This is a genomic window from Paenibacillus pasadenensis DSM 19293, from assembly GCF_000422485.1.
In the GTDB taxonomy this organism is placed as follows: Bacteria; Bacillota; Bacilli; order Paenibacillales; family Paenibacillaceae; genus Paenibacillus_O; species Paenibacillus_O pasadenensis.
In genome coordinates this window covers 45606-67113 of sequence record NZ_KE383849.1, presented here as the reverse complement: position 1 = coordinate 67113, position 21508 = coordinate 45606, and the positions used below count along the sequence as shown (strand labels likewise).

At 64.6% G+C, this 21508-nt stretch carries 23 protein-coding genes; 22 read left to right on the top strand and 1 reads right to left on the bottom strand.

From position 1 onward, the window contains the following. Window positions 1-41: 41 nt before the first annotated feature. The 15 genes from H582_RS0114640 to H582_RS27735 all read left to right on the top strand — a co-directional run bounded on the left by H582_RS0114640 (window position 42) and on the right by H582_RS27735 (window position 13215). Window positions 42-728 (top strand): S1C family serine protease, encoded by a 687-nt coding sequence (locus tag H582_RS0114640; RefSeq protein WP_028599113.1) that lies wholly within the window; start codon window positions 42-44, stop codon window positions 726-728. A 63-nt stretch (window positions 729-791) separates the two neighbouring features. Next, entirely contained in the window at window positions 792-1136 is a 345-nt protein-coding gene (locus H582_RS0114635; protein ID WP_028599112.1) for a YlbF family regulator, read from the top strand. A gap of 145 nt (window positions 1137-1281) precedes the next feature. After that, window positions 1282-1557, top strand: a complete 276-nt coding sequence (locus tag H582_RS0114630) for a hypothetical protein (RefSeq protein ID WP_028599111.1) — start codon at window positions 1282-1284, stop codon at window positions 1555-1557. Between the two features lie 100 nt (window positions 1558-1657). After that, window positions 1658-1846 carry a YjfB family protein gene (locus tag H582_RS0114625; protein ID WP_028599110.1) on the top strand — a complete coding sequence of 63 codons (189 nt, stop codon included), beginning with the start codon at window positions 1658-1660 and terminating at the stop codon, window positions 1844-1846. A 168-nt stretch (window positions 1847-2014) separates the two neighbouring features. Then, window positions 2015-2941, top strand: coding sequence for a LysR family transcriptional regulator (locus H582_RS27755; protein WP_084137328.1), 927 nt, complete (start codon window positions 2015-2017; stop codon window positions 2939-2941). 184 nt (window positions 2942-3125) lie between these two features. Beyond that, window positions 3126-4784 carry an ABC transporter substrate-binding protein gene (locus H582_RS0114615; RefSeq protein ID WP_052333293.1) on the top strand — a complete coding sequence of 553 codons (1659 nt, stop codon included), beginning with the start codon at window positions 3126-3128 and terminating at the stop codon, window positions 4782-4784. Continuing rightward, window positions 4781-5764, top strand: coding sequence for an ABC transporter permease (locus H582_RS0114610; protein WP_028599108.1), 984 nt, complete (start codon window positions 4781-4783; stop codon window positions 5762-5764). The genes H582_RS0114615 and H582_RS0114610 overlap by 4 nt, the downstream gene beginning before the upstream one ends. After that, on the top strand, window positions 5761-7545 hold the full coding sequence (locus H582_RS27750) for a dipeptide/oligopeptide/nickel ABC transporter permease/ATP-binding protein (protein WP_084137326.1): 1785 nt from the start codon (window positions 5761-5763) through the stop codon (window positions 7543-7545). Before H582_RS0114610 ends, H582_RS27750 begins: the two co-directional genes overlap by 4 nt. Before the next feature lie 22 nt (window positions 7546-7567). Further along, the gene (locus H582_RS27745) at window positions 7568-8392 is read left to right on the top strand and encodes an ABC transporter ATP-binding protein (protein ID WP_052333292.1); all 825 of its coding nucleotides are present in this window, start codon (window positions 7568-7570) and stop codon (window positions 8390-8392) included. Next, window positions 8389-9072, top strand: coding sequence for a cell division ATP-binding protein FtsE (locus H582_RS0114595; RefSeq protein ID WP_240479025.1), 684 nt, complete (start codon window positions 8389-8391; stop codon window positions 9070-9072). The genes H582_RS27745 and H582_RS0114595 overlap by 4 nt, the downstream gene beginning before the upstream one ends. Then, window positions 9047-9916 (top strand): cell division protein FtsX, encoded by an 870-nt coding sequence (locus tag H582_RS0114590; RefSeq protein ID WP_028599106.1) that lies wholly within the window; start codon window positions 9047-9049, stop codon window positions 9914-9916. Before H582_RS0114595 ends, H582_RS0114590 begins: the two co-directional genes overlap by 26 nt. Beyond that, window positions 9909-10919 carry a hypothetical protein gene (locus H582_RS0114585; protein WP_052333291.1) on the top strand — a complete coding sequence of 337 codons (1011 nt, stop codon included), beginning with the start codon at window positions 9909-9911 and terminating at the stop codon, window positions 10917-10919. The genes H582_RS0114590 and H582_RS0114585 overlap by 8 nt, the downstream gene beginning before the upstream one ends. 18 nt (window positions 10920-10937) lie before the next feature. Beyond that, the gene (locus tag H582_RS27740) at window positions 10938-11558 is read left to right on the top strand and encodes a hypothetical protein (protein ID WP_052333290.1); all 621 of its coding nucleotides are present in this window, start codon (window positions 10938-10940) and stop codon (window positions 11556-11558) included. Beyond that, window positions 11555-12163 carry a hypothetical protein gene (locus tag H582_RS0114575; RefSeq protein WP_028599104.1) on the top strand — a complete coding sequence of 203 codons (609 nt, stop codon included), beginning with the start codon at window positions 11555-11557 and terminating at the stop codon, window positions 12161-12163. Before H582_RS27740 ends, H582_RS0114575 begins: the two co-directional genes overlap by 4 nt. A gap of 14 nt (window positions 12164-12177) precedes the next feature. Continuing rightward, complete coding sequence (locus H582_RS27735; RefSeq protein WP_052333289.1) at window positions 12178-13215, top strand: hypothetical protein; 1038 nt, start codon at window positions 12178-12180, stop codon at window positions 13213-13215. A 212-nt stretch (window positions 13216-13427) separates the two neighbouring features. Here the strand turns inward: H582_RS27735 and H582_RS27730 are convergent, their stop codons facing one another. Continuing rightward, window positions 13428-15608, bottom strand: a complete 2181-nt coding sequence (locus H582_RS27730) for an amidase family protein (protein ID WP_127464502.1) — start codon at window positions 15606-15608, stop codon at window positions 13428-13430. A gap of 78 nt (window positions 15609-15686) precedes the next feature. On the opposite strand from H582_RS27730, the gene H582_RS0114555 reads away from it, so the two are divergent. The 7 genes from H582_RS0114555 to H582_RS32415 all read left to right on the top strand — a co-directional run bounded on the left by H582_RS0114555 (window position 15687) and on the right by H582_RS32415 (window position 21408). Further along, the gene (locus H582_RS0114555; protein WP_052333287.1) at window positions 15687-17033 is read left to right on the top strand and encodes a DRTGG domain-containing protein; all 1347 of its coding nucleotides are present in this window, start codon (window positions 15687-15689) and stop codon (window positions 17031-17033) included. A gap of 137 nt (window positions 17034-17170) precedes the next feature. Next, entirely contained in the window at window positions 17171-18523 is a 1353-nt protein-coding gene (locus tag H582_RS0114550) for a right-handed parallel beta-helix repeat-containing protein (RefSeq protein ID WP_052333286.1), read from the top strand. Continuing rightward, window positions 18520-19134 carry a nitrous oxide reductase accessory protein NosL gene (locus H582_RS27725; protein WP_052333285.1) on the top strand — a complete coding sequence of 205 codons (615 nt, stop codon included), beginning with the start codon at window positions 18520-18522 and terminating at the stop codon, window positions 19132-19134. Before H582_RS0114550 ends, H582_RS27725 begins: the two co-directional genes overlap by 4 nt. 3 nt (window positions 19135-19137) lie before the next feature. Continuing rightward, window positions 19138-19956, top strand: coding sequence for an ABC transporter permease (locus H582_RS0114540; RefSeq protein WP_028599101.1), 819 nt, complete (start codon window positions 19138-19140; stop codon window positions 19954-19956). Then, window positions 19949-20701 carry a heme ABC exporter ATP-binding protein CcmA gene (gene ccmA, locus H582_RS27720; protein ID WP_052333284.1) on the top strand — a complete coding sequence of 251 codons (753 nt, stop codon included), beginning with the start codon at window positions 19949-19951 and terminating at the stop codon, window positions 20699-20701. The genes H582_RS0114540 and ccmA overlap by 8 nt, the downstream gene beginning before the upstream one ends. 66 nt (window positions 20702-20767) lie before the next feature. Continuing rightward, the gene (locus H582_RS33140; RefSeq protein WP_276203377.1) at window positions 20768-20896 is read left to right on the top strand and encodes a hypothetical protein; all 129 of its coding nucleotides are present in this window, start codon (window positions 20768-20770) and stop codon (window positions 20894-20896) included. Window positions 20897-20898: 2 nt separating this feature from the next. After that, window positions 20899-21408, top strand: coding sequence for a TlpA family protein disulfide reductase (locus H582_RS32415; RefSeq protein ID WP_052333283.1), 510 nt, complete (start codon window positions 20899-20901; stop codon window positions 21406-21408). Window positions 21409-21508: the final 100 nt, after the last annotated feature.

Sequence of the window (21508 nt, the reverse complement as noted above, 5' to 3'; positions counted from 1 at the left end):
GGCCAGGCATGATTTCCGATCCAGGAAAGGAAGTTCAAGCGATGAAAAAAGGATGGATCGCCGTCCTGGCTCTAGCCGCCGTGCTGGCGGCAGGGCCGTATGCGGCAGGCACGACGCAGGCGGAGCGGCAGGCGCCGCTGGCGGCCGATGACAGCTACCGGCTCGCCTCGAGCGCCGTGTTTTACCTGAGGGCGCTTGGAGCCGACGGCGCCGTCGGCGCGACGGGCACCGGCGTGCTGCTCTCCGCGAGGGGCGATGCCGCGACGGCCTATCATGTCGTGAAGGGCGCGGCGAAGCTGGAGGCGGTGCTCGCGGACGGCAAGACCGTCTCGCCGGTGAAGGTCGTCCGCTACGACGAGCGGACCGATGCGGCCGTGCTGGAGCTGCCCGCTCCGAAAAGCGGAGGCGGCTATCCGTTCGTCGCCCGCCGCGCGGAGAAGCTGGAGCATGGCGACGCCGTCTATGCGATCGGCTATCCGCTCAAGCAGACGCCGATCGTGACGCAGGGCATCGTCAGCAGCCCGGACGCTGTCGTCAACGGCCGCAGCCGCGTGCTGATCGACGCCGCCATCGCGAGCGGCATGTCGGGCGGTCCGCTGCTCGACGAGCAAGGGCGGCTGGCCGGGATCATTTCCGGCTCGCTGCGCACGATGGCCGGCATCCATCTGGCGGTCGGCATGGCCGATCTGAACGCTTTGCTGCCGGACGGCTTGCGGACGGCGGACTGATTTTTGCTTGGCGGGGCGGACGGGTGGTATGATGGGCTCAGCCATATCGAAGGAGATGAAGCCATGAGCGTATACGACAAAGCTTACGAATTGGCCAAAGCTCTGGAAGACAGCCACGAGGCGAAGACGATGCGCGCCGCGCGCGCGGCCGCCGACGCCGATCCCGACGCCCGCCGGATGCTGTTCGATTTTCAAAAGAAGCAGGTCGATCTCCAGCAGCGGATGATGAGCGGCGAGGAGCCGTCGGCCGACGAGCTGGAGGGCATGAGCCGCCTGTACGAGGTGCTGAGCCTCAATCCGCTCGTGCAGAAGTATTTCGAGGCGGAAAAGCGCCTCTCTGTCGTCGTCGAGGACGTCAACCGCATCATCGGCAATTCCTTGCAGTCCCTGCTTCTCTCTTCCGAGTAGTCCAATGACCGGAACCGGAAGCTTGGCGGCCCATCTCCCTGCCCGGGGGGAGCGGGCCGCCTTTTTCGTGCCGGGAGCCGATCGGCATGTTCTTCCATCCGCCCGCATACAGTGGAAGAGACAAGCCAAGGGGAGGAACAGGGCGATGAGAAAGTGGAAGCACGGCATCTATCTGCTCGCCGCGCTCGGCATGCTGGTCTATGCGCTGCCGCGGCTCGAGCTGAGCGGCGCCTGGACGGCTGCGACCGTGTTCGGCATCATGTGGTCGGCGCTCGCGATGCTCGTCATCGCGGCCAACCTGCGGGCGCTGGCGAGCGACCGCGAGCGGGAGCGGCGGCGGATCGCGGCGATCCGCCGGCAGCAGGCGTTCAGCCGCGAGCAGGCCGCCGCCCGCCGGCGCTCGGCCCGGCGGGGCGGCTGATCCGGCGCAGGACGAGCTTGCCGAGGTGTCGAAAACGGGCTCTCGAGCCGATATGTTCCATAGTCCGCCCTTGAGGAGGACGAAAGGAGGCTGACGGCCCATGAGCAGCGTCTCGCAAGGATTGGCCGCTTCGGCCGCGATGACCCAGCATGCGCTGGCGCTTGCGGTCGGCACCGGCGTCATGAACATCTCCAAGGACATGTTCGAGCAGCAGGGGCAGCAGCTGGCGGAGATGATCCGCCAGGCGCCGCATCCGACGCTCGGCGGCTCCTTGGACATCAAGGTGTAGGCCGCATCATCCAAAAAGAGCCTCGCCCCGCCGGAACGGCTGGCGGCGGGGCTCTTTTTGCAAGCTATTGCCAGCCCGCAGCGAGCGGCTGAAATCTTGACCGCTTTAATTGAAAATGATAATCTTTATCAATAGGCAAGCGATCCACATCCGAGGTGACCCGTACAAATGAAAATGATGGAACGATTGGAAACCTTCCTAGTCTTGGCGGAATGCGGCTCGTTCACGGAAGCGGCCAAAAAGCTGTTTTGCTCGCAGCCGACGATCAGCCATCATATTCAGAAGCTGGAAGAGCAGTTCGGGGCTCCGCTGTTCATTCGTACGGGCAGGACTGCGCAGCTGACGAGGCAGGGCGAGATTTTCCTCGACTACGCCAAGCAGATCGAGCAGACGATGCTGCAGGCGGGGAGCGCCATCGAGAGCTCCATGAAGACGGAGAGCTCGATCGTTTCCGTCTACGTCAGCCAATACTTCGCCAATTATTATTTCGACGAGATCCTCCCGACGCTCCACGCCTCCGATCCCCCCTACCGGCTCGAAATCAACGCGTACTGCTACGAGGCTCTGAAACAGGCCTTGGTCGACCGCAAGACGGACTGGGCGATCATGCCCTATTACCCGGACGACGACTTCATCCGCTCGGACTTCGCCGTGCATGCGCTGTTCGAGGACGAATTCATGCTGGTGCTGCCTCCCGAGCATGTCCTGATGAATCGCAAGACCATTTATGCGAGAGATCTTCAAGGCGCGACCGTGCTCCTGCCGCGGAGCCCGTTTTTGATCCGTTCCTTGCAAAAGGAGATGGACCGGCACGGGCTGCGAGTGCAGTATTTGCAGATGAGCAACTTCGAGGTCATCAAGCAGGCGGTCAAGAGCGGGCTTGGCGCCGCCTTCCTCCCGTACCGAGCGATCCGCAAGGAGCTGGAGGCCGAGGAGCTGACCGCGAAGCGGCTCCCCTTCTTCGGCTATCTCAGGCAGAACGGCGTGCTCGTCCGCAAGGGCGCCCGGTTCACGGCCGAGGAGCAAGCCTTCTTCGAACGGCTGCGTCCGCATTTCGATGAAGGGGCTCCCGCAGGGCGGAGCGCGTTTTCCTGATCCATCCCGGCCGTCGGCCATAAAAAAACAGAATCGACTCATCAAAAAAAAGAATAGAAGCGTTCCATTGCCCTGCAGTCAAGGAAAAATGGAACGCTTCGCCTTTTGATGATATTGATAATCATTATCACTATTATTATACTTAACCCAGTTCTCATCCTAGATCAAGTTGGAGGTCAAGTTCATGCAATGGACAAGGGGAAAGAAACGATGGATCGGCTTCGCGGCAGCGCTGGTCCTGCTCGTCGCCGGATGCTCGAGCAACGGCGGCAGCGAGAACGCGACGAACGGCGCCGCGGCGCCGTCCGCAGGCGAGACCGCAACGGCAGCAAGCGTGAAGGAGCTCAAGATCGGCGTGGCCAGCGACTCGGGTCCGCTCAACCTATACACGACCAGCGACGACTATCTGCTTGATCTCGTATTCGACAAGCTGTACGGCCCGTCTCCCTTCGTCGACGAGCCGCAGCCGCTGCTGGCGGAATCCGCCGAGCAGCTCGACGACTTCACCTGGACGCTCAAGGTCCGCGACGGCGTGACCTGGCATGACGGAACCCCGTTCACGGCCGACGACGTCAAGTTTACGTTCGAATACTACCGCGACGGCCCGCAGAACCGGTTCTCCCACCATGTGAGCGAGGTGCCGAAAATCGGCACGATCGACAAGGTCGACGATTCGACGCTCAAGTTCACCTGCGAATACGCTTGTCCGTCGCTGAAAAGCGTCACGTTCGCCGATCTGCCGATCCTGGCCAAGCATGTCTGGGAGAAGGTGGACAATCCGCGCAAATTCACCGAGCTGGCAGTCGGCACAGGCCCGTATAAGCTCGTCGAATACGTTCCGGACCAGTATTACAAGTTCGAAGCGAACGAAGCGTACTTCCTCGGCCAGCCGACGGTAAGCAAGCTTACGATGCCGGTCATCAAGGACCAGACGGCGATGTTCAACGCGCTTCGCGCCGGCGAGATCGACGTCGCGGCCAAAAGCGTGCCGGCGGAGCTGCTCGGCAACATCGAGGACGGAGGCAAGCTGAAGGTCAAGCGGACGGCGGAGCTGGCCATCGTCGAGATCAAGCTGAACTACGACAAGGAGCCGTTCGCCAACGAATCGTTCCGCAACGCCCTGTCGCTGGCGATCGACCGCCAGACGATCACCGATACGGTGCTGCTGGGCCATGCCCGCGCCGGCTTGACCGGATACCCGCATCCGGATTCCCCGTGGACCAATCCGGACCTGAGCACGCCGTTCGACGTCGAGCAGGCGCGCGCCGTTCTCGACGGGATCGGCTACAAGGATGCGGACGGCGACGGCTTCCGCGAGGACGCCTCCGGTCAGCCGCTGAAAATCAAGCTCGCGGTATCCTCGGCAGAGCCGACGTACATCCGCACGTCCGAGCTGCTGAAGGAGCAGTTCGCGGCGGCCGGCATCGACGTCGCCGTCGAGGTGATGGATCCGTCCGCGCTGACCGCGATCAGCTCGGAGCGGACGTTCGACATGATGATCGGCATGATCGGGCCTCATGGCGTCGGCGACCCGGACCAGTTCGTCATGTCGCATTATGCCGGCTACCTCTGGAAAAAAGGCGTTCCATATCCGGCGATGGACGCGCTGATCGGACAATGGAAGCAGGAGACGACGATCGAAGGGCGCAAGCAGATCTCCTTCCAGATGCAGGAGCTGTTCAACAAGCAGCCGACGAGCCTCGCCGTCTATTATCCGGAGCAGAACTGGGCGTACGACCCGGATAAATTCGCCGATTGGGTGGAGACGCCGGGCTACGGCATGATCCACAAATATTCGTTCCTGGGCGAGATCGGCAAGAAGTACGCGACGAACGAAGCGTGAGGATCGCCGGCAAGCTTCTGCAATACGCGCTCGTCATCCTCGTCGCGCTGACGCTGAACTTCGCCTTGCCGAAGCTTGCCCCGGGCGACCCGCTGAGCTTCGCGATCGGCGAGGCGCTCGCGCAGGAGATGACGCCGGAGGCGCGGGCCAAGGCGATGCAGGAGGCCGGTCTGGACGGCACCCTGCTGGAGCAGTACGGGAGCTTTTTGAAAGGAGCGCTGACGCTGGACCTCGGCCACTCGACGAAGCTCGGCGAGCCTGTCGTCGACGTACTGGCGGATCGCCTGCCGTGGACGCTGCGGATCGTCCTGCCGTCCTTGGTCCTCAGCGCGCTGATCGCGGTCGCGCTCGGAGCTTACGCCGCCTGGAACCGCGGCCGGAAGCGCGATCTATGGCTGCTCGGCGGCATCCTGACGATGGAGTCGATGCCCGGCTTTTGGCTGGGCATGATTCTGATCGCGGTCTTCGGCGTCCAGCTCGGCTGGTTCCCGACCTACGGGGCGGCTCCGCTGTTCAGCGCCGGCGGCTGGTCGTACGCGGCCGCCGTGCTGCAGCGGATGGTGCTGCCGGTGGCGACGATCACGCTTGTCTCGCTCGGCTCCTATTTCCTGCTGACGCGTTCGGCGATGCTCGATTCCTTGGGGCAGGACTACATGATGATGGCCGAGGCGAAAGGGGCGGGGAAGCGCCGGCGGATCTGGCACGCGCTCCGCAACGCGCTGCTGCCGGTGTATACGCATATGACGATGAGCCTCAGCATGCTTGTCGGCGGAGCGGTCGTCGTCGAGACGGTCTTCTCGTATCCCGGCATCGGGAGCCTGCTGTACGAGAGCGTGCTCGCCCGCGACTTCCCGATGATGCAGGGCGTCTTCCTGCTCATCACGCTCGCGGTCATCGCGGGCAACATTTTGGCTGACCTGACCTATCCGCTTGTCGATCCGCGGGTGCGCAGCAGACGGCCTAGGGAGGGAACGAGATGAAGCTCGGAACGCTCGGCGGCACGGGCAGAGCCGGCATGATGGGGCGGATCGGCCTCTTCCTGCTCGGCGCGATGATTCTGTTCGCGCTGCTCGGCCCGCTGCTCATTCCGCATGATCCGATGGAGCGCACCGGCGCTCCGCTCGCGGCTCCCGGCGACGGGCATCTGCTCGGCACGAACGATATCGGCCAGGACATCCTCGCGGAGCTGGCGGCCGGCGCCCGCGTGTCGCTGACGATCGGCCTCGCAGGCGCTGCCGCGTCCATGACGATCGGCGTGCTCGTCGGCGTGCTGGCCGGCTATCGGGGCGGCTGGACCGATACGCTCCTGATGAGGGCGGTCGACGTCAGCCTGACGCTGCCGTTCCTGCCGCTCATGATTCTGCTCGGCGTCTTTCTCGGGCCGAGCATGTCCACGCAGATTCTGGTCATCGCGATCCTGATGTGGGCGAAGGTCGCCCGCGAGCTGCGCTCGCAGATTCTCTCGATCCGCACGCGCGGTCCGGTCCAATCGGCCCGAGCGATGGGAGCCGGGGACGGCTATATCCTCCGCAAGCACATCCTGCCGATGACGCTGCCGCTGCTGATTCCGCAATTCATCCAGGCGGTGACGGCTTCCATCCTGATGGAGTCGTCGCTCAGCTTTCTCGGACTCGGAGATCCGCTGGCGAAGAGCTGGGGGAGCATCCTCTTCTATGCGAACGCCCGCAGCGCGTTCCTCACCGACGCCTGGATCTGGTGGGTCGTGCCGCCCGGGCTGTGCATCGTCTGGACGGTGCTCGGCTGCTCGTTCATCGGCTACTGGCTGGAGGAAAAGGCCAGCCCTCGGCTCAAAAGCTATGCGGCGCCGGCGGAGCGGGGCGCCCGAGGCTGGTTCCGCAGCCGGCCGAGCCGGACGGCGGCGTCCGCCGCGAAGGCGGGCGAGACGCTCCGCATCGACGGCTTGACGGTCGAGTATCCGAAGCCGGACGCGCAGGAAAGCGTCGCCGCGCTCCGCGGAATCGAGCTTGTCGTCAAGCCCGGAGAGATCGTCGGCATCGTCGGCGAGTCCGGCAGCGGCAAGACGACGCTCGCCGCGGCGATCATGCAGATGCTCAAGCATCCGGCCGAGAGCGCCGGCTCGATCCGCTTCGCCGGCGAGGAGCTGACGGAGCTGTCGGATCGCGAGCTGAGGGCGATAAGAGGACATCGGATGGCGCTTGTTCCGCAGGCGGCGATGAACGCGCTGAATCCGGTCTGGACGGTGCGCAAGCAGCTGACGGAGGCGATTACATGCCACCGCAAGCTGAGCCGAGCGGAGATGGAGAAGCGGATCGGCACGCTGCTGGAGCAGGTCGGCATCGAATCGCGCTGTCTGCAGGCGTATCCGCATGAGCTGAGCGGAGGCATGAAGCAGCGCGTCGTCATCGCGATGGCGCTCGTGAACGAGCCGGCGTTCGTCATCGCCGATGAGCCGACGACGGGGCTGGACGTGCTGGTGCAGGCGGAGATCGTCGCGCTGCTGCAGCGGCTGCAGCAGCAGCTCGGCATCTCGATGATCTTCATCTCGCATGATCTGCCTGTCGTCAAGCGCATCGCCGACCGCATCGTCATTCTCGAGCGCGGGGCTGTCGTCGACGAAGGCGATCCCGAGCAGCTGTCCCGCCATTCGACGCATCCCTATACGAGAAAGCTGATGGACGCGATTCCATCCATCGGCCGGCTGGAGCAGCCGCTGGAGCGGCCGCGACCGGCGCAACCGACGCCATCGCCGGAGCCGCTGCATGCCGCTGCCGGACGGTAGCGCCAGCAAAGGAGAGGAACGGATGAGCCATTCAACGAATCGGGCGGAAAGCCCTCCGACAGAGCCGCTGCTCGCGGTCAAGGGCTTGCGCAAGCAGTACGAGGCGTCCGCCTTCAGCTCGGCGGGCAAGGAGGTTCTGCGAGGCGTAGACTTCCAGGTGCAGCCGACCGAGACCGTCGGCATCGTCGGCTTGAGCGGCGCGGGCAAAAGCACGATCGGCCGGCTCGTCGCCGGCTTGGAGCGGCCGGACGGGGGAGAGATCCTTTATTCCGGCCAGTCCATCGGCCGGCTGCGCGGCGCCAGACGGCGCCAGGCGGCCAGCGGGATCGAGATGATCTTCCAGGATCCGTACGAGTCGCTGTCTCCCCGCATGCGCATCGCCGACCTGGTCGCGGAGCCGCTGCGGATCCGCAAGAAATATCGCGGGAACCGGGCAGGGCTGGAGCAGGCGGTGCGCACGGCGCTTGCGAATGTCTCGCTTCCTCCCGAGCGGTATATGGCCCGTTATCCGCATGAGCTGTCCGGAGGAGAGCGGCAGCGCGTCGGGCTCGCTCGCGCTTTCGTCGATCCGCCGCGGCTCGTCATCGCCGACGAGCCGACCTCGATGCTCGACTCGTCGCTCCGGCTCGAGCTGCTGGCGCTGATGGATCGGCTTCGCCGCGACAGCGGCACCGCGACGATGCTCATCACGCATGATCTGGCGCTGGCCTACCGGTTCTGCGACCGGCTGCTCGTGCTCAGCGACGGGGAGATCGTCGAGAGCGGCACGCCGGCGCAGGTCATTGAGCAGCCGGCGCATCCGTTCACGCTCCGGCTCGTCCAGGCGCTGCGGGAGTTTCACCCATGACGGCGGCAGCGATGATCGCGGCCGAAGGGCTGCGCGTGCGCTATGGCGGCCGCACCGTTCTCGAGGACGTCGCCTTGCGGCTGGAACGCGGAGAATTCGCTTATTTGATCGGCCGGTCCGGCTCGGGCAAAAGCACGCTTTTGAGCTTGCTTTATCGGGAGCTGGTCGAATTCGAGGGAAGCCTCGAGGTGGCGGGGAGGCCGCTGCGGGATTATCCGAGGCATGAGCTGCGCAGACGGATCGGCGTCGTCTTCCAGTCCTATGAGCTGCTGGAGGACAAGACCGTCTTCGAGAACATCGCGATGGCCGGGGAAGTTCGCGGGATGGCGTCCGGGCCGCTTCGCCAGGAGATTCCGACGCTGCTGAAGCGGGTCGGACTGGACGGCCGGGAGCGGGATTATCCGGCGCAATTGTCGGGCGGAGAGCAGCAGCGCGTCGCCATCGTGCGGGCGCTGATCGGCAAGCCGGAGCTGCTGCTCGCCGACGAGCCGACCGGCAATCTCGACGCGCAGACGGCGAGCGGCGTATTGGGACTGCTGAGGGAGCTGCAGCGGGAGACGGGGATGGCGATGCTCGTCGTGACCCACTCCCGGGAGCTGCTCGACGCGTTCCCGGCGACGGCATGGGAGATCGACGAGGGAAAGGTCCGAAAGCATGAATATCGCGAATTATTACGTTAAAGAAGCCTGGAAAGGCGTCAGGCGGAACGCCGGAGCTTCGGCGGCCTCCGCGGCGCTCATCCTCGCAGCCTTGCTCGTCATGGGCTTGCTGCTGATGGCGCGCGCCGGACTGGCCGGGGTATCGCACTACTTGCATGCCCAGCTCGAGATCAAGGTTTATGTGGAGGAAGGCATCGATTCCGCGCGGGTGGCGGACATTTTGGCGGAGCAGCCGTTTGTCGCTTCGGCCTCGCTGCAGACGGGAGAGCAGCTGCTGGAGCAGCTGCAGTCCTTTTTCGCCGGCAAGCCTTATCTGCTGGAGGCGTTCCGCGACGGAGCCTTGCCGGACGCGGTCGTGCTCGTCCTGAAGGAGGCCGAGGACATGGAATTCGCGGCGCAGGAGCTGTCGCGGATGGACGGCATCCAGCAGGTCGTCTACCCGCAGGAGCTCGCGCAGCAGCTCGTCTACTGGTCGGGACTGCTGCAGTCGGCGGGCCTCGCGGTGTTGGCGTTCCTGCTCGCTCTCGCGTTCATGATCGTGTTCCTGGCGATCCGGCTCGCTCTCTATCAGCGCAGCAAGGAAATCCGGCTCAAGCTGCTGCTCGGAGCTCGCGCCGGCCATGTCAGGGGGCAGTTCCTGCTGGAGGGAGCGGTCGTCGGCCTGGCAGGCGGGGCCGGAGCCGCGCTCGTTCTGAGCGCGCTCGGGCTGGCCGTCAAGCGGCGGCTGACGGAGGCGTACGGCGAGATCCTCTCCCTGGACGGCCCGGCGATCGTCGTCCTTGCGTTGCTGGTGGCGCTGGCGGGTCCGATCCTCGCCGCGGCCGCCTCCTATGCCGCCGTGCGCAAGAGGATCCGCGATGCGTAGCGGCAGCGCGCCGCAGCCTCGCCAAGCAGGAAGGCGCCGCAGGGCCGGACTGCTGCCGGTGCTCGCCGTGCTGGCGAGCCTGCTCGTCGGAACGGCGGCTTACGCCCATCTTACGGGAGCGTTCGCCGAGTATCTGGCCGTCGTCTACGACGAGTCCACGACGGACAAGCTGCGCGAGGATCTGGAGACGGCGAGAAGGGAAATCGCGAAGCTCGAGCCCGAGCTGGACGCGAGGCGGAAGACGTTTTTGGAAAACCGCGAAGCCGCCGTGCCCAAGCTGCTTTTTTATCAGGATCGGGGGCTGGACCTGTCGCTGGAGCTGCTTCGCGGCGCGGGATCGGTCACGGACCTCCTGGGCAGCCGCTGGCTGCTGCAGCGGCAGATCGAGCTCGAGCTCAATCGGCTGGACGAGCTGTACCGGAGCTATCTGCAGGTCGGGCTGACGCGCCAGTCGCTGCAGAGCCGCCAGGAGCTGCTCGCGATGATCGAGAGCAATCTCGCGCTGCGGCAGCCGTTTCTGGACAGCGTCGGCGAGCTCGGCCTGGAAGAAATCGCGAACTATCTGGATATCGACTGGGTGAGCGAAGTCGAGGAGCCGCTGAAGGCCGCCTTGCTGGCGGATGCGGGAACGGTGGCGGAGTCGTGGCGCGAATGGCTGGCCGAGTCTCCGCTGGACGGCTCGCTGGAGCTGGCGGCGGGCTGGCTGAACGAACGCAGCGGGCTGTCCTACTATTTTCGCGCGGATCATCTCTATGCCGTCTACGAGCAGGAAGGAGCGAACGTCATCCTGATCGGACAGCTGCTGCAAAATGAACGCGGCGACGCGCAGCTCATGCTGGAGGCCGGCTTCTACAACGGCTTCGCCGTCCCGGACAAAGCGCTGGAGGAGCTGAAGGGCTTCGAGCTGCCTTATGCGGAGCTGAGGCGCCTGCCCGGAGCAGGCGAGCAAGCCTATCTGCAGCAGGCGGAAGGAAGAATCGTCGTCGTCGCAAAAAACGATTAGCGCAAGGGAGAGACGGAAGTGGAAAAACACGAAATCGCCGTATTGGACATCAAGGTAGGCGTCATGGGAGAGGTGCTGGGCAGTACCGGCTACAGCTACATCGACATGTACGAGCTGCCGCATGCCTCGCTCGACGCCTACGCCTGCCTCGTCATCAACGGGTCGAGCGATCAGGAGTTTCTGCTCAAGCATAAAGCGGTCATCGAGAACTTTCTGGATCAAGGCAAGGTCGTCCTGTTCGGCGGCCAATTGTTCCGTCCTTGGCTTCCGGGAGGCTCGGACTTCATCCCGCGCACGATCCACAGCCACCTGGACTATCATATTACCGTCGCCAAGGAGCATCCGATCTTCGAGGGCGTCGACCCGAGCGAGCTGACGTACAAAAAGGGAGTGGCCGGCTTTTTCGCGCGCGGCCATCATCCGGTCCCGGAAGGCGCCGAGGTGCTGCTCACGCTGCCGGACGGCGAGCCGACGCTGTATATCGACCGCAGCAGCACGAAGGGAACGCTCATGGTCAGCTCCGGCTACAACCTGCTCGGCTATCGCGACGGAGACTCGACGAGCCTGATCGGCGAGCGGGTCGAGGCGTGGATCGAGCAAGAATACAAGCAGCTGCAAGAAGGAGTGCCGTCCCGATGAGAAAAATCGCCGCTTTATATTCCGGATTGTCCTATCAGAACCGCGCCTGGAACGAGCCGAAATACCGCAAATACATCGCCGATATCGTCTATGTCCCCGACATGGGGCCGGAGTCGCTGGCGGGCTTCGATGTCGTGCTGCTTCCGTCGAGGCTGCACACGGGCCTGCTGATGAAGCTGAAGCCGCTGCTGGACAGCTTTGCGGCTCAAGGAGGAACGGTGGTCGTATTCTGGCCGAACGACGCCGAGCAGATCGTGCCGAATCAGAACTGGGAGGACCGGCCGACGAACTTCTGGTGGTGGCTCGACAAAAACGCCAAGAGCGGAATCGAGCAGCGCAATCCCGGGCATGACCTGTACAACTACATCACGCTGCAGGATGCGACCTGGCATTACCACGGCGTGTTCTGGCCGCAAGGAGACGTCGTGCCGCTCGTCGAGACGGAGGACGGCGGGGCGATCCTCTACGTCGACAAGAGCAGCACGGCGGGAACATGGGTCGTCACCAGCCTGGACCCGGAATTCCATTACGGCTCGTACTTCATGCCGGCGACGGAGCGGTTCCTCGACGGCTTCCTTCCGTGGCTCGCCGAAGGCGAGCTGTAAGGAGCGTGCTCGCGATGCTCCGGATGGGCAAGGGAGGAAGAACAATCGTGCTGGCGGCGATGCTGCTGCTGGCATCCGCGGCCCTCGATCCGTTCCGGGCGGCCGCCCATGTCGTGACCAGCGCGAACGCGTATGCGGACATCTCCTTGTCCCCCGCCCAGGAGGAGATCGTGCTGCTGACGGGGATGGGCATCATCGCCTACTCCCATGATGAGACGACATTCAGGCCGCTGGACAAGCTGAAGCGCTCGGAGCTCGCCTACTGGGCGGCGGAGTTCCATCGACAGGCCGAAGCGGGCGCGACGGCGGAGCAGGCGGCTCGGTCCGCGCTGTCGGCCGGCTTGATCGGATCGCTCGATGGGAATGCGGACTATGGGGATGTGAACCGGGCGTTTTTCGGCGGCGAGCTGACGCTGGAGCCGTCCGGGAAGCTCCGGCCGGACGACGAGCTGACGAGAGAGCAGTTCGCCGCGTTCGTGTCCGAGAGGCTGCAGGAGCCTCTCTCCGAAGGGACGCTGCCGGAGCAGGCGGGCTACGAGAGCGGCCCTGCCGGGATCGTCGAGCGGGTCGTCGTCGAAGAGGAGCGGGATGGGTATGACGTTCAGATCGGGGATCAGTCCTACCGGCTCTACGAGCATCCGAGAGTGATGGGGGCTTCCTCCGATCCCGCTCAATGGGAGGGGCAGGTCCTTGTCCGCTCCTGGACGAAGCCCGATGCGGCGGATTCGCGGAAGCTCGCGCTGCATGTGCTGGATTTCAGCGCGGCTGAGGCCGGGGCGGAAGCCGCTGCGGAAGCCGCTGCGGGAGCGGATGCAGGCGGAGCCGCCGGAGTGGATGCGGATGCAGGGGCCGATGCGAACGCGGGCGCGGATGCGGTTGCCGGCCATGCGGGGCATGCCGCGGCCGGCGAGGCCGCGTCGGCGCAGGCGCAGCCGGAAGGCAGGCTGTCGGCGGTTGCCGTCGGAGCCGTCGGAGCCGCCGCGCTGCTGTTCCTGCTCGCCGCAGCAGCTGCGCGGCGGCGGAGAAGAAGAGACGCCAAGCCGGCGGAATGATTTTGAATCGAAGCGGACCGCCAGTTTTTGCTGGCGGTCCGCTTCTTTGCGTTCAAGTGCGCGTCAGCCGCGCTCCCGAGCCGACTCGTGCTTCTTGATGACGCAGACGGCCAGCATCCCGTCCTCCATGCCGACGAGCGACTGCCGCGATGATGAGATCGCCCCCGAAAAAAGAACCTGCGCCGATCCAAGGATCTGGCGCAGCAACGGACCTAGATGTGCAGGAATCCTGCCCACCACGATTGATAAAGCTTCAGATACAGGGCGTTTCCTGCTTCATCGACTTCTTTTTGCGTGGCGAAGTTGCTGCTGTAGGCAGCGGCAGCGGCATCGTAGGCATCGCCGCTCACGCCGTTCGCGGCCGCATCGTCGAGGAGCTGCTTCAGGCGGGTTTTGACCGCCATGCCCGGCGCGATCCGCGCGTGAGTCGCTTGCTCGAAGGCATATCCCATCTGAATGAGCTGCTCTTCTGTAAAAGCGTCGCCGGTAATTTGCAGGTTGACCGGCTCCCCGTTGCTGCCTTCCGCCGTGCGGTAAGAGGCCGGCAAGGTGATGCTTGGATAACCGGCTTTGGCGGCGATGCCGGTCGTGGCGCCGTTCAAGCCGATAAGAGCGTCCAGCTTGTATTTGTCAAGCAAATAGTTGATGCCGTTTTTGCGGGAGTAGGCGATATCGGCCGCCCGATCCTTTTCGTAGCTTGCATAATCGGCGGATCCAGGCGTCATGTCATAGGCGACCGACTCCTCCAGGATGCTCTGGCCGTATTTCAGGACGCTTAGGTTTTTCTTGTTGTAGTCGATGACATCCTGGAGGCTTTTGATGACGGTTTGCTTGTCGCTCGCCACAATCGGGTTTTTCTGCGAGCTCAAGTAATGTTCGATATCCTGCTTGAAGTCGTAGTAAAGCACCTTCGATGCCGGAGCCGCCGGCAGCTCGCTGCTCATGCCGGCGCCGTTGGCGCCATACACGATGGAGGCTCCCTGCGCTTGCAGCGTCTTGATCACCTCGGTGAACGCCTTGTACAGATCAGGCTGAGTCTCCTGATTGGGAATGCTGTATACGCCGAGCACTTTGCCTTTAAGCCCGTCCTTTTTCAGGTAGGCCGTATAGTCTTCCATGCGGGGAGCCAGGTACGATTCGTCGACGACAATTTCGTTGTCTACGCCCATGTTGATCGGAATATCGCTTGCGTCATAGCCTTGAATTGCGGTGAGCAAGGACGCTACATCAGCGACATTGCGCCCCATGGGGCCGGCTGTATCCTGGCTGTGGGCCAGCGGGATGATGCCGCTGCGGCTGACGAGTCCTACCGTCGGCTTCAAGCCGACCAGGGAATTCCGCATCGACGGGGAGAGGATGGAGCCGGATGTTTCCGTGCCGATCGTTATGGCGGACAGCGCGGCGGCGCCGGCCGAGCCCGAGCCGGATGAAGAGCCGGACACATCGAGCACTCCGGGCAAGTAAGGATTGAGAACTTGTCCATTGAGCGTCGAATAGCCGTTCTTCATGCCGCGGGTAATGAAGTTGGCGAACTCCGACAGGTTCGTCTTGCCGAGGATGATCGCGCCGGATTTCTTCAGCTGCGCCGCGACATAGGAGTCGTCGGCGACGAAGTTGTTGGCGAGAGCAATCGAGCCTGCCGTCGTCGGCATGCCGTCCGCGTCATCGGTTCCGATATTGTCCTTTATGAGTACAGGGATGCCGAACATGCCGGCTGCTTTGGACGGATCGGCCTTCACGGCCGCATCTGCGGCTGCCGCCAGCTTCAGCGCATTGGGATTCAGGCTCGATACGGCATTGAGTTGAACGGTATGGGTGTTGTACAGATCGATTCGAGAAAAATACATTTGGAATAGTTTTTCGTAAGAGAGCTTGCCGGATTTGACCATCGCCTGGATGTCGGAGATCGTTGCTTTTTGCAGGTCGATCGTGAGCGTGTCGATCGCGACCCGCAGCTGAAGCCGGGTCTGGTCGATGTTGAAAACAGGGCTGTTCGGAGTGAGGTTGCTTACCTTCGAGAGGGCATGCTTGACTTGCGCCGCATACTCGGCCGGGTAATCGTTCAGCTGCAGCTTCTTCGCTTCTTCGACGACGGCCTTCAGTCTGTTCAGGGCAGCTGTCGTTGTTGCCGCTTCTTCGAACATTCCGTTGTCATTCAGGGCATAAGCCGGCAGGGCGCCTCCCAGAAGCATTGAAGCGAGGGCAGGAACACCTAACAATCGACGGTAGTTCTTTGTCTTCTTCCCCATGCCAAAACAACCCCCTATGTAATGAATGCTTACACGAGGGATCTTAGTGCATATCGATTGACTTGTCAAAGCATTTTTAGAGCCTTTGCATGTACGATGTCGAAGCGGGTCTTCGCGAATATCGCCAGCGGCAGGCGAGCGCAAAAGACAGCGCCCGCCCGATTCGTTATAATCAAGGGAACAAAAGAAGCGTCAGCGAAAGGAAAGGCGGAAGGACCTCTCATGCCACCCGATAACCATCCCCCGTCGTCGCTCGAGACGATGACCAAGCACGAGCAGCTGATCCGGCACATCGAGGCGCTGGAGCCGGGCACGCGCATCTCCGTGCGCGGCATCGCCCGCGAGCTCGACGTCAGCGAAGGCACGGCATACAAGGCGATCAAGGAGGCCGAGGAGCTCGGCGTCGTCGCCACCAAAAAAAGGATCGGCACCGTCCGCGTGCACCGCTCCCGGCGGGGCTCGCTCGAAGGACTGACGTTCGGAGACGTTGCCGACATCGTCGAGGGCCAGCTGCTCGGCGGCTCCGGCGGCCTGCAGCGGACGCTGCACAAGTTCGTCATCGGCGCGATGGAGCTCGATGCGATGCTTCGCTATATTAATGAAGACAGCCTGCTCATCGTCGGCAACCGCGAGGAGGCGCACCGGCTCGCGCTCGAGCAAGGGGCGGGCGTGCTCATCACCGGCGGCTTCGATACGAGCGACGAGGCCAAGCGGCTTGCGGACGAGCGCGGGCTGCCGATCATCGTCTCGCGGCATGATACGTTCACGGTCGCCTCGATGATCAACCGCGCCATGTACGACCGCCTCATCAAGCAGAAAATCGTGCTCATCGAGGACATCATGAGCTTCGCCCGTCCCGCCGACGTGCTGAAGCACGGCGATACGGCGGCCGACTTCCACCGGCTGGCGGGACTGACCGGCAGCTTCCGCTTCCCCGTGCTCGACGAGCGCGGCCGCGTGAGCGGCATGATGACCGCCAAGGACGCTGCCGGCTCCGAGCCGGACGCGCCCGTGGAGCGGCTCATGACGCGTCATCCGATCACCGCCGCGCCCAACATCACGGTGACGTCGGCCGCGCATACGATGGCCGCCGAGGGCATCGACCTGCTGCCGGTCGTCGACCGCCACCGGCGGCTGCTCGGCGTCATCACGCGCCAGGAGGTGCAGGAGGCGATGCGCATCACCGGCCGCCAGGGCGAATCCGGCGAGACGTTCGACGAGCTGATCCTGGCCGGCTTCAAGCCGGACGGCAGCGCCAAGGGCTTCCGCTACGCCGGCGTCGCCGCCGCCCAGATGTCCGGCATGCCGGGCACTGTGTCCGAAGGCGTGCTCTCGACGCTCATGCTGCAGGCGGCGCGGCGCATGGTCCGCGAGAGCGGTCGAGGCGACCATATGGTCGAGAGCGTGACGACGTATTTCTTCCGTCCGGTGGCGATCGACGCCGAGCTCGTGCTGGAGCCGGCCGTGCTGGAGCTGAGCCGCAAAAACGCCAGGCTCGAGATCGAGCTGTCGGATCCCGGAGGCGTAGCCGCCAAGGCGATCCTGTCGATGCAGCTGATGGACGGCTAGAAGCGCTCTTCGCCGCCGCGGCTTTCGTTCGGGATTTCTTCACAGGGGATAGCTCCAACGGGTCATGCCGCGCCGCCCGCGGACGATTATGCTGGAGTCAGGCGCCAAGGACGCGCATCGACGGAAAGGAGGAGAGGATGATCGGCAAAATCGCGTATCGCCTGGCGCTGGCCGCCGTCCTCGCGGTCGGCGCAGGCGCGGCAGGGCCGATCCCGGCATCGGAGGCCGCCCAGGCCGAAGCGGGAGCGCTGCAGAAGCTGATCGACGAGGCGCCGCATGGAAGCACGGTCGTGCTGCCGGCGGGCGATTATGACGGGGAGCTCGTCGTCGACAAGCCGCTCGTCGTGCAGGGCGAAGGCGTCACGCTCCATAGCGGAGCGGCGGACAAGCCTGCGGTCGCCGTCCGCGCGGACTTCGCCTCCATCTCCGGCCTGTCAATCGTCAAGGACAGCGGCGGCGAGGCGGCGGCCGTGCTCGTCGAGGGCGACGGCGTCCGCGTGGAGGGGCTGCGCATCGTGACGAGGACGATCGGCATCCAGCTGCAGGAATCCGACGGCTCGGTCATCCGGAACAATGCCGTCGAGGCGACGCCGGAGCTGCTCGGCCGTTCCGCCCGCGCCTCGGAGCGGCGCAACGGCATCGACTTGTACCGGTCGCATGGCAATACGATCGAGAACAACCGCGTCAGCAGCATGTTCGACGGCATCTACCTGGAGGGCAGCAACAATACGGCCGTCCGCGGCAATGTCGTGGACTTTTCCCGCTATGGCGTGCATCTGATGTACACCAGGAACACCGAGGTGGAGGGCAATCGCGGCTCGCATAACGTGACCGGCATCATGGCGATGGTGTCGCGCGGCGGGACGATCGCGGGCAACGCCTTCAAGCTGCAGAAGGGGAGCGTCAACTCGCAGGGCATGCTGTTCTACGAGGTCGAGGACATGCAGGTGACCGGCAACGAGCTGGTCGGCAACCGCGTCGGCCTCTACATCGAGCGCTCCGCGAACAACGTATGGATGGGCAACGACGTCTCCTACAACTTCGTCGGCATCCAGCTACTCGACTCGGCGGACAACGAGCTGGCCGGCAACCGCTTCGTCTCCAACGTCATCGAGACGATGGCCGACGGCAGCGCGGGCAACCGGATCGAGGGCAACTACTGGGACGCGTTCCAGGGCCTGGACCCGAACGGGGACGGCAAGAGCGATCTGGCCTATCCGATGAATCCGTTTTTCCAGCGGCTGACGAAGGATACGCCGGCGTTCCAGCTGTTCTTTCAGTCGCCGGGCATGAAGTTTCTCGAGGGCCTCATGGCGGCCGATTCCGCGGACTGGACCCGCGACCGCGCTCCGCTCATGGAGCAGCCGGCCCTCGCCGGCGCCGCGGACTCCGCGGCCGAGCCTGCGGCGAGCGGGGCGACCGCCACGGCCGGAGCGGCGCTGCTGCTGGCGGCGTCGACCATCATTTTATTGGGGGTAAGGAAACGATGACAACAAAGCGATGCCTGAGCCGGACGCTGCCGCTGGCGGCGCTCCTGACGCTGCTGCTGCTGGCGGCCTGCGGCTCCAAGGACTACGGTCCGGTGCCGATCGACGAGTCCGTCGACAAATGCGCGATCTGCAACATGACCGTCAAGGACGACGCCTTCGCGACGCAGCTGACGACGACGGAGGGCAAAACGTTCAAGTTCGACGATATCGGCTGCATGAACGACTGGAAAGCGAAAAACGCCGCGGCGAAAATCGGCGGCGAGTACGTTCGCGACTACAACGACAAGGAATGGATCGCATACGCCGACGCGTATTACGTCTATGACAAGGATCTGAAGACGCCGATGGCGTACGGGGTCGTCAGCTTTAAGGACAAGGCATCGGCCGAGGCGTTCGCCCAGGAGCAGGGCAAAGGGCAGCTGCTGACGGCGGCCGAGCTCGCCAGCCACAGCTGGGAGCAGAACAAGGACATGATGATGGGCGAAGGGCATTCCCACGACGGCGACGCGGGCGAGAGCCATGGCGACGGCATGGACATGAGCGAGAACGCAGGTCATGAAGGCGGCATGGACATGAGCGAGAACGCATCCAATGCGGGCTCCGGCCACTAGGCGATGAACGCGGTCCATGTCGCCCGCAGGGAGATCAAGCTCGGCTTCCGCAACCCGTGGTCCTATTCGTTCCTCGTGCTGTTCACGATCTTCTCGCTGCTGCTGCTGCTGATCGGGGCGCAAAGCCCCGGCGGCGGCTACACGAGCACGACCGGCTCGATGCTCAGCCTGATCCTGTACCTGCTGCCGCTCATGACGCTGCTCATCGGCAGCTTTTCGCTCACGGCGGAAAAGGAAGAGGGCAGCTGGCAGCTGCTCGCGGTCTATCCGCTGCGCACCTCCAGCTTCGTCTTCGGCAAATATGCCGGCCTGTCGCTCGTGCTTGGCGCGATCGTCGCCTTCGCCTTCGGCGCCAGCGGAGTCGCGGGCGCGCTTGCGGGCGGGGGCTTCGACCTGCGGACGCTGCTGCTGTTCCTCGTCTTCTCGCTGCTGCTCGTGCTGCTGTACCTGGCCGTCGCGCTGCTGATCGGCACCGTGGCGGCGAATCGCTGGCAGGCGCTGACGTATGCGGTCGCCTTCTGGTTCTTCACCGTCATCGGCTGGCCGACGCTGCTTATCGCCTCGCTGGGCTACTTGCCGTATCTATGGATCAAGCCGGCGCTGACCGCGCTGACGCTGCTCAATCCGGCGGAGCTGGTGCGGCTGTTCGTCGTCGTCCGGCTCGGCGGCGGCTCGATCCTCGGACCGGACTATTACCGCTGGGTCGAGGTGATGGCGGGAGGCTGGGGGCCGCTGCTGTTCGCGGGCATCTGCCTCGCCTGGATCGCTGGAGCCGGCGGCATCGCCGTCTGGGCTTGGGAAAGGGGGCGGCGTCATGGCTGACGCAACGAAGCCGCTGCTGCGCGTCGAGCAGGTCGGCAAAACGATCAAAAGCCAGACGCTCGTGCGGGACATCTCGCTGGAGCTCGGAGCGGGCCGCGTGCTGGCGCTGTGCGGCGGCAACGGCGCAGGCAAAAGCACGCTGCTGCGGCTCGTCATGGGGCTGCTGCAGCCGACGTCCGGCCATGTGGAGGTGGACGGATTGCGCTGGCAGCAGGACCGGCGCGCTTATGCGGACAAGCTCGGCTACATGCCCGACGACTATACGTTCGCGCGCGGCCTGACCGCATGGGAGACGCTGCAGTTCTGGGCGTCGCTGCGCGGGCTGCCGAAAAGCCGCACCGAAGAGGCGCTGGTGGAGGTCGGCCTCGCGGACATGCGGGACCGCAAGGTGACGGCCTTCTCCAAAGGGATGCGGCAGCGGCTGCTGTTCGCCCAGGCGATGCTGGCCAAGCCGCCGCTGCTCGTGCTCGACGAGCCGACGAACGGGCTCGATCCGTACTGGATGGACTCGTTCGTGGAGCTTGTGCGCAAGCTGCGCTCGGAAGGCCACTCGGTGCTGTACTCCACGCATCAGCTCCCGGTCGCCGAGGCGAGCGCGGACGAGGTCGTGTTCATGCGCGAGGGCTCGGCGGTGCGCCAGGGCTCCGTCGCGGAGCTGCTGCGGCAATACGGCAGCGGCGGCCTGCACGCGGCCTTCACCGACAGCCGCCAGGCGGGCGGCGCGGCAGAGCGGGGGCAGACGTGAGCGCTTCGTCGGAGGAGTATCGCGACCGCACGGGCGCCGGGCCGGCAGGCGGCGAAGGAGAGGGCGGTGGCCCGAACGCCGGGCGTGAAGGCGGCGAAGGAGAGGGCGGTGGCCCGATTGTCGGGCGTGAAGACGACGGAGGGGCGGACGGTTCTGTCCGTCGGCCAAGGCGCAGGCGGGCGGCAGCCTGGCTGAGCTTGCTCGTCTTGGCGGGAACGGCCGCAGCTATCGGCTGGCTGCTGCTCGGCGGCGCTCCGCGAGCGTCCGACGGGCGGATCGCGGTCGGCGAGCCGGCCCCGGCGATCGAGGCGGCGCTGCCGGGGACCGGAACGCGGCTGCGGCTCGCCGACTTTCGGGGGGAGCCGGTGCTCGTCCATTTTTGGGCGACATGGTGCGAGCCTTGCAAGCGCGAGCTGCCGCGCATCGACTTGGCTGCGGCCAAGCTGGCGGAGCGGCCGCAGGGGAGCGGCGCGGTGCTTGTCGTCAACGTCGGCGACAGCCGCGCTACGATGACGGAGTTCGCCGAGGCGAGCGGCATCGCGCTGCCGCTCGCTTCCGACGCTGCCGGCGAGTCGGCGGGCGCGTTCCGCGTACGGGCGCTGCCGGCCTCGTTCATCATCGGGCCCGACGGCCGCATCGAGCGCATCGTGCAGGGCGAATTCGCCAGCGCGGACGAGGTGCTGGATGCGCTGGACGCGGCGCGCTAAGGCAGAAGCTCTGTCCTGACGGTTCTATGCTTTTTTTTAGATCGGCATCGGTCCGGCGGATGAGGGAGTCGAGAGTGCCTTGGTTGGTCGCAACCAGCCG